Annotated in this window: 11 protein-coding genes; 2 read left to right on the forward strand and 9 right to left on the reverse strand. The window is 69.0% G+C overall.

The genetic code is table 11. The annotated features are described in order from the left end of the window. The first annotated feature begins 2 nt into the window (after window positions 1-2). On the forward strand, window positions 3-1385 hold the full coding sequence (lpdA, locus tag PSEK12I1_RS0108185; protein WP_027601240.1) for a dihydrolipoyl dehydrogenase: 1383 nt from the start codon (window positions 3-5) through the stop codon (window positions 1383-1385). Beyond that, entirely contained in the window at window positions 1382-2401 is a 1020-nt protein-coding gene (locus tag PSEK12I1_RS0108190; RefSeq protein ID WP_027601241.1) for an AraC family transcriptional regulator, read from the forward strand. Before lpdA ends, PSEK12I1_RS0108190 begins: the two co-directional genes overlap by 4 nt. Here PSEK12I1_RS0108190 and PSEK12I1_RS0108195 read toward each other — a convergent pair. The 9 genes from PSEK12I1_RS0108195 to tyrS form a co-directional block, all read right to left on the reverse strand. Beyond that, entirely contained in the window at window positions 2398-2799 is a 402-nt protein-coding gene (locus PSEK12I1_RS0108195) for an ester cyclase (RefSeq protein WP_027597692.1), read from the reverse strand. The genes PSEK12I1_RS0108190 and PSEK12I1_RS0108195 overlap by 4 nt on opposite strands. Window positions 2800-2860: 61 nt before the next feature. Then, window positions 2861-4114 (reverse strand): amidohydrolase family protein, encoded by a 1254-nt coding sequence (locus PSEK12I1_RS0108200; RefSeq protein ID WP_027601242.1) that lies wholly within the window; start codon window positions 4112-4114, stop codon window positions 2861-2863. After that, window positions 4111-5418 carry an MFS transporter gene (locus tag PSEK12I1_RS0108205; RefSeq protein WP_051399191.1) on the reverse strand — a complete coding sequence of 436 codons (1308 nt, stop codon included), beginning with the start codon at window positions 5416-5418 and terminating at the stop codon, window positions 4111-4113. The genes PSEK12I1_RS0108200 and PSEK12I1_RS0108205 overlap by 4 nt, the downstream gene beginning before the upstream one ends. A gap of 183 nt (window positions 5419-5601) precedes the next feature. Next, window positions 5602-6504, reverse strand: a complete 903-nt coding sequence (locus PSEK12I1_RS0108210; RefSeq protein WP_027601243.1) for a LysR substrate-binding domain-containing protein — start codon at window positions 6502-6504, stop codon at window positions 5602-5604. 65 nt (window positions 6505-6569) lie between these two features. Further along, a complete protein-coding gene (locus tag PSEK12I1_RS0108215; RefSeq protein ID WP_007162199.1) occupies window positions 6570-7355 on the reverse strand; it encodes an enoyl-CoA hydratase in 786 nt (261 codons plus the stop codon). A gap of 14 nt (window positions 7356-7369) precedes the next feature. Further along, window positions 7370-8554 (reverse strand): acetyl-CoA C-acyltransferase, encoded by a 1185-nt coding sequence (locus tag PSEK12I1_RS0108220; RefSeq protein ID WP_027601244.1) that lies wholly within the window; start codon window positions 8552-8554, stop codon window positions 7370-7372. A gap of 184 nt (window positions 8555-8738) precedes the next feature. After that, window positions 8739-9506: an SDR family NAD(P)-dependent oxidoreductase gene (locus PSEK12I1_RS0108225; RefSeq protein ID WP_027601245.1), complete on the reverse strand. Its 768-nt coding sequence runs from the start codon at window positions 9504-9506 to the stop codon at window positions 8739-8741. 98 nt (window positions 9507-9604) lie between these two features. Continuing rightward, the gene (locus PSEK12I1_RS0108230; protein ID WP_027601246.1) at window positions 9605-10282 is read right to left on the reverse strand and encodes an SDR family NAD(P)-dependent oxidoreductase; all 678 of its coding nucleotides are present in this window, start codon (window positions 10280-10282) and stop codon (window positions 9605-9607) included. A 10-nt stretch (window positions 10283-10292) separates the two neighbouring features. Continuing rightward, the gene (gene tyrS / locus PSEK12I1_RS0108235; RefSeq protein ID WP_027601247.1) at window positions 10293-11537 is read right to left on the reverse strand and encodes a tyrosine--tRNA ligase; all 1245 of its coding nucleotides are present in this window, start codon (window positions 11535-11537) and stop codon (window positions 10293-10295) included. Between the last annotated feature and the right edge of the window lie 71 nt (window positions 11538-11608).

Here is an 11608-nt window from a genome sequence, read left to right on the forward strand (position 1 = left end):
CCATGGACACCCGACTCCTCATCATCGGCGGCGGCCCCGGCGGTTATATCGCCGCCCTGCGCGCCGCTCAGCTGGGCATCGCCACCACCCTGGTGGAGGGCGCCGCCCTTGGCGGTACCTGCCTCAACGTCGGCTGCATCCCCTCCAAGGCGATGATCCATGTCGCCGAGGAATTCCATCGCGCCTGCGGTCGCGCCGACCAGGGCGCCCTTGGTATCCGCCATGGCCGCCCGGAACTGGACCTCGGCCAGGCCGTGGCCTGGAAGAACGGCATCGTCGATCGCCTCACCACCGGCGTCGCCGCCCTGCTCAAGAAGCAGGGGGTGACGGTGGTCGAGGGCTGGGCCGAGATCCTCGACGGCAAGACCGTGGAGGTGCAGCGCGCCGGTGGCGAACGGCTGCGCATCCGTACCGAACACCTGGTGCTGGCCATGGGCTCCACCTCGGTGGAATTGCCCAGCCTGCCCTTCGGCGGCCCGGTGATCTCGGCCACCGAGGCCTTGTCGCCTACAGAGATTCCCGAGGATCTGGTGGTGGTGGGCGCCGGCTATATCGGCCTGGAGCTGGGCATCGCCTATCGCAAGCTGGGCGCCCGGGTCGCGGTGGTGGAGGCTCAATCGCGCCTGCTGCCCGGCTACGATGCCGAACTCACGGCGCCGCTGCGCCAGCGACTGGAACGCCTGGGCATCGAGCTCCACCTGGGCTGCACCGTCGCCGGTCTGGCCGCGGACGGCGCTGGCCTGCGAATGACCCGCGGTGACGGCGAGGAGCAGATCCTGCCGGCCCAGCGCATCCTGGTGGCGGCCGGTCGCCGTCCCCGCACCGAAGGCCTGGATCGCCTGCCGCTGGACTACGACGGCCGCTATATCCGCGTCGACGACGGCTGCCGTACCAGCATGACCGACGTCTGGGCCATCGGTGATCTTACCGGCGAACCCCTGCTGGCCCATCGCGCCATGGCCCAGGGCGAGGTGGTCGCCGAGCTGATCGCCGGCAAGCGGCGGCGCTTCGCGCCGGTCGCCATCCCGGCGGTCTGCTACACCGATCCGGAAATCGTGGTGGTCGGCCTGACCCCGGAGCAGGCCAAGGCCCAGGGGCTGGAGACCAAGGTCGCCAGCTTCCCCTTCGCCGCCAATGGCCGTGCCCTCACCCTGGAGGCGCCGGAAGGCTTCGTGCGGGTGGTGGCTCGTGCGGACGACCATCGCATCCTTGGCTGGCAGGCCACCGGGCAGCAGGTGGCGGAACTGGCCACGGCCTTTTCCCACAGCCTGGAAATGGGCATGCAACTGGAAGACGTCGCCGCCACCCTGCACCCCCACCCCACCCTGGGCGAAGCGGTGCAGGAAGCGGCGCTGCGCGCCCTGGGCCGGGCCCTGCATCTGTGACCGGCCTGCCGCGCGACAGCCTGGCGCCGGGCATCCTCGACGAAGCCCTGGCCGGGCTGTGCCGGCGCAGTGGTCAGGCGCCGGAGGCCCTGCTCGCTGCCGAAGGCGTCCAGCCAGCCGAGCTGCTGCTTGACCGCGAGCGCCTCTCGGCGCCGCTGTTCGGCCAGCTGTGGTATCGCCTAGCGTGGCGTTTCGATGACGAGTTCTTCGCCCTTGGCCCACGCCCGCTCCCGGCTGGCAGCTTTGCCTTTCTCTGCCAGAGCACCCGCCTGCAACCGACCCTCGGTGACGCCCTGCGGCAGAGCGCCGACTTCCTGCGCCTGACCCTGGGCGTCGATCTGCGCCTGCAGCGCAATGGCGGGCAGGCGACCCTGCGGCTGGCCCCCGGCAGCCTGCCGGGCAGCTTTGCCGTCTTTACCCTCTGGCTGATCCTGCATGGCCTGGCCTGCTGGCTGGTAGGCCGCCGCTTGCCACTGGCGGAGATTCGCCTGACCGCCCAGGAGCCGCCGGCGGAACTGCTGGCCGACTATCGCCAGCGCTTCGGCACCCACCTCAGCTTCGCCCGCGGCGAAGACTGCCTGCTGCTGGACGCCGCCGTATTGGGCCTGCCGATCCGCCGCAGTGCCGCGGATGCGCGTCGCTTCATCGCCGCCGCACCGGGCAATCTGCTGGTGCACTATCGCGACGACGCCAGTCTGATCGCCCGCATCCGCGCCCTGCTGCGCAGTCGTGCCCCGGAAGACTGGCCGGACGCCGTCAGCCTGGCCGCGACCCTGGGTCTTTCGGCTGCGACCCTGAGACGCCAGCTGGCGGCGAGTGGCCAGACCTACCAGCGCCTCAAGGACGAACGTCGCTGCCGCCTGGCCTGCCGCCAGCTGGATCAGGGCGCTCTGCCCCTGGAGGAGCTGGCCCTGCGTCTGGGTTTCGCCGATCCCCGCTCCTTCCAGCGCGCCTTTCGCAAGTGGACGGGCTTGAGCCCCCTGGGCTATCGCCAGCGCCAGACCCGAGCGGGTTAGCCCTCGGCCAGCTGGGCAGCGATGGCGGCAGTGTCGATCACCGAGCGCACCTCCCGGATTCGCCCGTTCTCGAAGCGGTAGAAGACGTGCTCGCTGAAACGCACCCGCCGTCCGTTCACCGCCAGCCCGAACAGCTCGCCGCGTGGCGTGCAGTCGAAGTCCAGTTGCGCGGCCAGCCAGGGCGCTTCCACGACCAGCAAGCGCGCCGCGAAGTGCAGATCGGGAATGGCGGCATGATCGCCTTCCAGCATGGCCTGGTAGCCCGCCAATCCCAGGGGCCGGCCGTTGTGCTCGACGGCTTCGTCGACATAACGGCCCAGCTCCGTCCAGGCCTGGCGGTTGAGGCAGTCGAGGTAGGCCTGGTAGTGACTGCCGAGTTCGGTTGCGGCGAGGGGCATCACGAATTCTCCATGGGCATTGACTGCTACAGGGGACCACGCCAGGCCGGCAAGTCTCCCTTCACCCGAGGCGATTCTTTACCAGACGGCCGCCCTGCAGGATGACGTCCAACCGCTCGCCCTGCCCCACCAGGCAGGAAATATCGGTCAAGGGATCGCCATCCACGACCAGCAGATCCGCCAGGGCGCCAGCCGCGATGCAACCCAGCTCGCCCTCCCGTTCGAGGATGCGCGCCGCGACGCTGGTGGCGCTGCGCAAGGCTTCCAGATTGCCCAGCACCTCGGCGCGGATGCGCAGTTCCTGGGTCTGGTATTCGTGCATCTCGCCCAGCAGGTCGGAGCCGTAGCCCATGGGTACGCCCGCCTCGGCGAAAAATTCCAGGGCGCGACGGCCGGCCAGGCGGACGTCTTCGATCTTGGCCACGGAATCCGCTGGCAGCCCATAGCGGGCGCCGTGCTCGGCGAGCATCTCGTAGGTCACCTGGGTGGGCACGGCGAAGGCGCCCCGCTCGCGCATCAGCTGCGCCGTCTCCCGGTCGACCAGATTGCCGTGCTCGATGGTGCGCACCCCGCACGCCACGGCGCGGCGAATGGCGCGGGCGGTATAGGCATGGGCCATCACATAGGTATTGGCCGCTTCGGCTTCCTCGACGATGGCACGGATCTCGGCTTCGCAGTACTGGGTATTGGCGATGGGATCGGTGGGCGAGGACACCCCGCCGGAGGCCATGATCTTGATCTGGCTGGCGCCCTGCTGCAGTTCCTCGCGCACCGCCTTGCGCACGTTGTCCACCCCGTCCACCACCCGGGCGATGGCACCGGCGCGGAAGCAGCAACTGCACGGCTCGTTCAGCAGCAGCTCCCCACGCGCCCGCATGTCGCCATGGCCGCCGGTCTGCGACAGCGCCTTGCCGGAGGCGAAGATCCGCGGGCCCGGCACCAGTCCCAGGGCGATGGAGCGCGCCAGCGCCCAGTCCGCGCCGCCGGCATCGCGGACGGTGGTGAAGCCGCGCTCGAGCATGGCGCCCAGGATCGGCAGGGCGCGGTACATGATGATGGCGTTCGGCTGCAGGGCGTTGAAACCCAGGTTGGCGCTGGAGGCCAGAACATGCACATGGCAATCGATGAGGCCGGGCATCAGGGTGCGGCCGCCCAGATCGATGACGGTGACGCCTGCCGGCGGCGCAGCGCTCTGGTCGCGCACGGCGGTAATGCGCTCACCCTCCACCAGGACTTCCTTGCCGGTGATCAGGGTGCCGCTCGCCAGATCCAGCAGCTTGCCGTTGCGCAGCAGTAGAGAGGTGCCTTGAGTCATGCGGATTCTCCCGAAGGTTGCTCGCTGGCGGCGTCGCGAAACAGCGCCGCGCCCACGGCACTGATGGCCGCGGCGAACATGATGTAGAAGGCCGGCGCCAGCGGGCTGCCGGTGGCGGCGATCAGCCAGGTCACGGTAAAGGTGGCGAAGCCGCCGAACAGGGTCACGGCGAAGTTGTAGGCCACCGACAGTCCGGTGGAGAGCACCCGGGTCGGCAACAACTCGCCAAAGGCGGCCAGCAAGCCACCCAGATAGCCGGAGATCAGCAGCCCCAGCACGGCCTGGAACACCAGCAGGGAAGCCAGGCCCGGCCAGCGATTGAGCATCCAGAACAACGGCCAGGCGAGGCAGAAGATGGCGATGGCCGACCCCAGCAGCCAGGGTCGCTTGCCCTGGCGATCGGCCAGGCGCCCTACCAGCGGCGTTGCCACCAGCAATACCAGGCCACCGAGTACGCCGGCGGTGAAGCCCAGCCCACTGGGCAGACCGAGCACCCGGGTGGAGTAGGACGGCAGGTAGAACAGCACGGAGTAGGTGCAGACCGTCCAGAGCACGACCATGGAAAAGGTGATCGCGGTCTGGCGGGGATAGATGCGCACTACCTCCCGCAGCGGCGACTGGGCACGCTCGACGGTGGCATAGGCTGGGGTTTCGTCGATGCGGCTACGGATGTAGAAACCGACGGGGCCGATCAGGGAGCCGAACAGGAACGGCAGGCGCCAACCCCAGCTCTCGAGTTGCTCCGGGGTCAGCAATGCCGACAGCAGCGCGCCGGCGCCTGCACCCAGGGCGACCGCCACGCCGATGCTGGCCTGGATCCAGCTGGAGTAGTAGGCCTTTTGCCCAGCGGGCGCGTGTTCGGTGAGAAAGGCGGTCGCGCTGCCCATCTCGCCACCCGCGGAAAAGCCCTGCAGCAAGCGCGCGAAGACGATGAGTGCCGGGGCGAACAGCCCCCATTGGGCATAGCCCGGGGTCACGGCGATGATCAGGGTACCGGCGGCCATCAACAGGATGGTCAGCGACAGCGCCGCCTTGCGGCCGCGGCGATCAGAGTAGATGCCGAGCAGGATGCCCCCTACTGGCCGCATGAAGAAACCGACGCCAAAGGTGGCCAGGGCCAGGAGGTAGGAGGTGAGTTCGCTGGCGGTCGGAAAGAACACCTTGGCGATGATCACGGAGAAGAAGCTGTAGACGGTGAAGTCGAACCACTCCAGACCGTTGCCGATCACGGTGGCGACTACCGCCTTGTTGGCCTCGCGGCGGTGGGCGGTGGACGGCTGCGGGAAGGTCGTAGCGCTCTGCATTGTTGGCTCCCTGAATGCGAGTCGCGCAGGAAACTCGGGAGTCCCTGCACCGGCGACGGCAGTTTCGATAAAGGAAACAGGACGAGGATCTCCGCCCTCTGCCGCCGAGCTTAAGGGGCTACCCGGGACGCAGGAAAACGCTGATTGCAGGGGTTTGCATGCGCCAGGCGCATGCAAGAGGGGTCAAGGTGACGCGCTCAGGGCGTCGTTAAGCCAGGCTTCGAAACGGCGCGTCGCCAGGCCCGGCTGGCGATCGCCCGGCCACAGCAGGTAGTAACCCCCCTGCCCCTGCACGCATTCGCTACAGGCTTCGACCAGCGCGCCCGAGCGCAGGTGGGCATCGATCATGGGGCGCCAGCCCAGGACGATACCGTGACCGGCAATCGCCAGATCGACCAGGATGGGGTACTGACTCACGGTGAGCCGCTGGCGGATCCGCGGGGCTGGATAGCCTAGCCGCGCGAACCACTCCGTCCAGGACAGCCAGCGTCGCTGCCCGTCCTCGATCATCAGCAGGCGCCGGTCGAGCAGCTCCGGGGGAGACAGCTGCTGCCCGCCCAGGTAGTCCGGGGCGCAATAGGCGCCTACCCATTCGGGAAACAACTGGCGACCGGCCAATCCCGGCGGCGGCGGTTCCCGCAGGAAATAGAGCGCCAGATCGAATTCGGGCTTGAGCAGGGTATCGAGGTTGTCCAGCACCCGCAGGCGCACGTCGATGCCGGGAAAGGCACTGGCAAAATGGCCGATCAGCGGCCCCAGCCACAGGGCGGCGACGCCCGAGGAGCAGGCCAGGACCAGTTGCTGCTCGCCACTGAGATCCATGACCTCGGCGGTGGTTTCCGCTAGGCCCGCCAAGAGGTGCTGGACCCGCTCGGCATAGCGCTGCCCGGAGACGGTCAGGTGCAGCCGCTTGTGCTCTCGCCGAAACAGCGCGCGACCGAGAAAGGCCTCCAGCTGCGCCACCTGACGGCTGATGGCGCTTTGCGTGAGATTGAGCTCGAGCGCGGCACGGGTAAAGCTGCCAAGCCTGACCGTTGCCTCGAAGGCAATCAGATTGGTCAGGGGTGGCAAGGGGTCGATACGCATCCGAAGGCTCTGCGACGCTGGGCGGAAACGGCCAGTCTAGCGCCTCCGAGAGGCGCCGGGAGCGCTCAACGATGCTCGAACTTCGCCGGGCGCTTCTCGACGAAGGCGGCCATGCCTTCCTTCTGATCGGCGCTGGCGAACAGCGAATGGAAGACCCGGCGCTCGAAGCGGATACCCTCGGCCAGGCTGGTCTCGAAGGCGCGATTGACGCTCTCCTTGAGCAGCAGGGTCGCCGGCAGCGAGCGACTGGCGATGCCGCGGGCGGCTTCCAGGGTGCGCTCCAGCAATTCGTCGGCGGGAAACACCTGGGCGACCAGGCCGGCGCGCTCGGCTTCGGCGGCGGGCAGCTGGCGTCCGGTCAGGCACAGCTCCATGGCCTTGGCCTTGCCCAGGGCGCGGGTCAGGCGCTGGGTGCCGCCGATGCCGGGAATGACGCCCAGGGTGATCTCCGGCAGGCCGAAGCGCGCGGTGTCGGCGGCATAGATGAAGTCGCACAGCAGCGCCAGTTCGCAGCCACCGCCCAGGGCGTAGCCGGCCACGGCGGCGATCAGCGGCTTGCGCCGCTCGGCGATGCGATCGGCGACGCGGAAATAATCGTCCAGGTAGATCTGCGGATAGCCCTGCCCCGCCATTTCCTTGATGTCGGCGCCGGCGGCGAAGGCCTTGGCCGAGCCGGTAAGCACCACGCAACCGACCTCGGGATCGGCGTCCAGGCGCGCCAGCATGGCATCCAGCTCGTGCAGCAGCTGGGCATTGAGAGCGTTGAGCGCCTTGGGGCGGTTGAGGGTGATGAGGGCGACGCGCGCCTCGATCTCCAGCAGCAGGGTCGATTCGGCAGAGGGTTCGCTCATGGTCTTGTCCTTGTCTAGTCGTTGAGTTCCAGCGCCATGGCCGTGGCCTCGCCACCGCCGATGCAGATGGCGGCCACGCCCCGGCGCAGACCGCGCTGGCGCAGCGCCTGGATCAGGGTCACCAGGATCCGCGCACCGGAGGCGCCGATGGGATGGCCCAGGGCACAGGCGCCACCGTGCACGTTCAGGCGCTCCGGGTCCAGCCCCAGGGCATCCTGGGCGGCCAGTGCCACCACGGCGAAGGCTTCGTTGATCTCGAACAGATCGACGTCGTTCAGCTGCCAGTCGATGCGCGCGAGCAGGGTGCGGATGGCGGCGATGGGCGCGGTGGGAAAGTCGCCCGGGGCGCCGGCATGGGCGGCATGGCCACGGATCGTCGCCAGCGGCGTCAGGCCTTCGCGCGCCGCCGTGCTGGCGCGCATCAGCAGCAATGCCGCGGCGCCATCCGAGATGGAGCTGGCGTTGGCCGCGGTGACGGTACCGCCTTCGCGAAAAGCCGGCTTGAGGGTGGGAATGCGTGCCGGATCGGCGCGGCGCGGTTGTTCATCGGTGTCGATGCTCAGGGTTTCCTTGCGCCCCGCCACCTCCACCGCGACGATCTCGGCGACGAAGGCGCCACTGGCCTGCGCCTGGCGCGCCCGGGCGAGGGACTGCTGGGCATAGGCATCCTGGCGCTCGCGGCCGATACCCAGGCGCGCCGCGCAGTCCTCGGCGAAGGTGCCCATCAGGCGCCCGGGCTCGTAGGCGTCTTCCAGGCCGTCGAGAAACATGCTGTCGATCAGGGCGCCGTGGCCGAGGCGGTAGCCGCTACGGGCCTTTTCCAGCAGATAGGGCGCGCGACTCATGCTTTCCATGCCGCCCGCCACCACCACCTCGGCACTGCCGGCGCGCAGCAGGTCATGGCCGAGGATGGCCGCCTGCATGCCCGAACCGCACATCTTGTTCAGGGTGGTACAGCGCGTGCTCTGGTCCAGGCCGGCGCCAAGGGCCGCCTGGCGGGCCGGTGCCTGGCCGAGGCCGGCGGGCAGCACGCAGCCCATGAGCACCTCGTCGACCCGCTCCGGCGACCAACCGCTCCGCTCCAGCACGGCGCGGATCACGGCGCTGCCCAGCTGTGGCGCCGACAGCGCCGCCAGTTCGCCGCCCAGGGCGCCCATGGGGGTGCGAGCGGCGGCGACGATAACAATGGGATCGTTCATGACAACTCTCCTAGGCCCTTACGAAAAGTGCCTACACTCGGTGATGCTTCGTTGAAAAGCGCCTGGATGGCCAGCCCCGTCGCAATGCTCATTTACCACTCGTAAACTCGCTCGCGAGCCCGGTCCGCTTCCTCAGCGCTTTTCGCCTCGCCTGACCATCGCTCGGCGACTTTTCGTACAGGGCCTAGCGCGGGGCCATGCGCAGCGCACCGTCGAGACGGATCACCTCGCCGTTGAGCATGGGATTCTCGATGATGTGGCGGACCAGGGCGGCGAATTCCTCGCCGCGACCGAGGCGCGGCGGAAAGGGCACGTTGGCGGCCAGGGCCTCGCGTACCTCGGGGGTCATGCCGGCCATCATGGGCGTCTCGAAAACGCCCGGCGCTATGGTCATGACCCGGATGCCCTGCCCGGCCAGTTCGCGCGCCGCCGGCAGGGTGAGCGCGGCGACGCCGCCCTTGGAGGCGGCATAGGCGGCCTGGCCGATCTGGCCGTCGAAGGCGGCGATGGAGGCGGTGTTGATGATCACGCCGCGTTCGCCGCCGGCATCGGCCTCGCCCTGGGCCATGGCCGCGGCGGCCAGGCGCAGCACATTGAAGCTGCCCACCAGGTTGACGTTGATGATGCGCGCGAAGGCGGCGAGATCGTGGGGGCCGTTGCGCCCGAGGATGCGTGCGCCGCCAACGATGCCGGCGCAGTTGATCGCCCCCTGCAGACCGCCCCAGCGGGCCAGGAGGGTATCCATGGCAGCGCTCAGGGCCTCGGCATCGGTCACGTCCACGGCGAGCGCCAGGGCCCGGTCGCCGAGGCGTTCGGCCTGGGCCTGCACGGCCTCGGCCTGCAGATCCAGCAGCGCCACCCGGGCGCCTGCCGCGATCAGCGCCGCGGCGGTGGCGACGCCAAGGCCGGATCCGGCGCCGGTTACCAGAAAGGTGTGCTCGTCGATGCGCATGGGCGGGCTCTCCAGGATGATGGACTCATCTTCGATCCTCGACAGAGGTCGGACAAGGGCCGGATCGCTCAGCCGCACTGAGCGATCCGGCCCCCTGCTTACCAGGGCAGGGCCTGGCCTTGGTAGTCGAGAAAGACACAGCCGCGCTGGCCGGCCCGTGCCTCGATCGTCGCTACCAGACCGGCAACGCTAGCGGCCACCTCGACCGGCGCGCCTACCCCGCCCAAGGCGGTACGCACCCAACCTGGGTGCAGCGCAAGCACGGCGAAGGCCGGTTGCTGCCCGGCGACCCAGCTTTGCAGCAGGCTATTGAGCGCCGCCTTGCTGGCGCCATAGAGCGGCATGTCGGCGGCCCGTGCCAGGCTGACGCTACCCATCTGCGAACTCAGGCAGGCCGCCACTCCCGCCGCAGCCATCCGCGGCGCCAGGGCCTCCAGCAGCCGCAGCGGCGCCACGGCATTGGTCAGGAACAGCTCGCCCAGCTCCGCGGGGGTCGCCCGCTGCCCCTCCACCTCGTGCGGCCCCATGATGCCGGCATTGACGATCAGCCGATCCAGCGACTCATCGCGGCTTTCGCTCAGTAGTCGCGTGCCCAGCTCGGGATCGCAGAGATCGCCGGTCACCACCCGCAGCCGTCCCGCGGTGGTCGCCGCCAGGGCGTCCAGCGCCGCATTCGGTGTTCGTACCAGCGCCAGCACCTGGTCGCCACGACCCAGGTAGCGCTCGACCAGCCCCAGTCCTATGCCCCGCGAGGCGCCTATCACCCAGACCTTCATCGCCTTCTCCTCAGTCCACCGCTGTGATGCGCAGATGCCGCTTCTTGCCCAGACTTACCCGTCGACCGACGTCGCCCGCCGTGAGCCGCACATCGGGATCGGATACGGGCAGTTCGTCCAGGCGAAGGCCACCGCCTTCCGCCAGTCGGCGGACCGCACTGCGCGACGGCTGCACACCGGTCTGCACTAGCAGCTCGACCAGGCTGACACCCCCATCGAGCTGCCGGCGACTCAGAGCGAGCGTCGGCAAGCGACCACCGCCGTCCCGGTCGGCGAAAACCTCGGCGGCCGCCGCCTCGGCCGCACGCTGGGCCTGCTCGCCGTGGGCCAGGCGGGTCGCCTCGTTGGCCAGCACGGTCTTGGCCAGATTGATCTCCGCGCCGCCCAAGGCCGCCAGCCGCCGTACCTCGTCCAGCGGCAGCTCGGTAAACAGCGCCAGGAAACGCTCGACGTCGGCATCGTCGCAGTTGCGCCAGAATTGCCAGAAGTCGAAGGCCGACAGCCGCTCCTCGTTGAGCCAGACCGCGCCCTGGGCCGACTTGCCCATCTTGCGGCCGTCACGGGTGGCCAGCAACGGCATGGTCAGGCCATGGAGCTGAGGGCCACCCTGCCGGCGTGACAGCTCCACGCCATTGATGATGTTGGCCCACTGGTCCGCGCCGCCCAGTTGCAGGGTGCAGCCATAGCGCCGCGACAACTCGACGAAGTCGTAGGCCTGCAGCAGGGTGTAGCCGAATTCCTCGAAGGACAGCGAGTGCTCGCGATCAAGGCGATTCCTAATGGCATCGAAGGTCAGCAGTCGATTGATGGAAAAGTGCCGACCCACGGCGCCGAGGAAATTCAGATAGCCGAGGCCGTCGAGCCATTCGGCGTTGTCCACCACCTGAGCGCGACCGTGGCCATCGCCGACCTCCAGGTAGCGGTGGAAGGCCTTGGCGATACCGGCCATGTTCAGGGCGATCTGGCCGTCGGTGAGCACCGGACGGCTGCTGTCGCGAAAGCTGGGATCGCCGATGCGGGTGGTGGCGCCGCCGATCAGCAGCAGGATGGGATGGCCGGCGCGCTGCAGCCAGCGCATCAGCATCAGGCCCTGCAGATGGCCGACGTGGAGACTGTCGGCGGTGGCGTCGAAGCCGAGATAGCCGGTCACCGGGCCGCTGGCAAAGGCGCGGGCGAGGCCGTCACGGTCAGTGGTCTGATGGACGAAGCCGCGGGCTTCGAGGGTGGCGAGCAGGTCTTGCGTGGTGCTGTCCATGGGGTCTCCTGTGGCTGGACGGTGCCTGGGAGACCGGGAGAAGTTGCCTTGACCGAGCCGCCCTGGGCGGT

The organism is Pseudomonas sp. MOIL14HWK12:I1, assembly GCF_000510705.1.
Lineage (GTDB): Bacteria > Pseudomonadota > Gammaproteobacteria > Pseudomonadales > Pseudomonadaceae > Chryseomonas > Chryseomonas oryzihabitans.

What these genes read in the sequence shown, in the direction of transcription:
- tyrS (WP_027601247.1), bottom strand. Translation starts at nt 11,537, where the DNA reads ATGGACAGCACCACGCAAGACCTGCTCGCCACCCTCGAAGCCCGCGGC.
- PSEK12I1_RS0108195 (WP_027597692.1), bottom strand. Translation starts at nt 2,799, where the DNA reads ATGCCCCTCGCCGCAACCGAACTCGGCAGTCACTACCAGGCCTACCTC.
- lpdA (WP_027601240.1), top strand. Translation starts at nt 3, where the DNA reads ATGGACACCCGACTCCTCATCATCGGCGGCGGCCCCGGCGGTTATATC.
- PSEK12I1_RS0108215 (WP_007162199.1), bottom strand. Translation starts at nt 7,355, where the DNA reads ATGAGCGAACCCTCTGCCGAATCGACCCTGCTGCTGGAGATCGAGGCG.
- PSEK12I1_RS0108205 (WP_051399191.1), bottom strand. Translation starts at nt 5,418, where the DNA reads ATGCAGAGCGCTACGACCTTCCCGCAGCCGTCCACCGCCCACCGCCGC.
- PSEK12I1_RS0108230 (WP_027601246.1), bottom strand. Translation starts at nt 10,282, where the DNA reads ATGAAGGTCTGGGTGATAGGCGCCTCGCGGGGCATAGGACTGGGGCTG.
- PSEK12I1_RS0108225 (WP_027601245.1), bottom strand. Translation starts at nt 9,506, where the DNA reads ATGCGCATCGACGAGCACACCTTTCTGGTAACCGGCGCCGGATCCGGC.
- PSEK12I1_RS0108220 (WP_027601244.1), bottom strand. Translation starts at nt 8,554, where the DNA reads ATGAACGATCCCATTGTTATCGTCGCCGCCGCTCGCACCCCCATGGGC.
- PSEK12I1_RS0108210 (WP_027601243.1), bottom strand. Translation starts at nt 6,504, where the DNA reads ATGCGTATCGACCCCTTGCCACCCCTGACCAATCTGATTGCCTTCGAG.
- PSEK12I1_RS0108200 (WP_027601242.1), bottom strand. Translation starts at nt 4,114, where the DNA reads ATGACTCAAGGCACCTCTCTACTGCTGCGCAACGGCAAGCTGCTGGAT.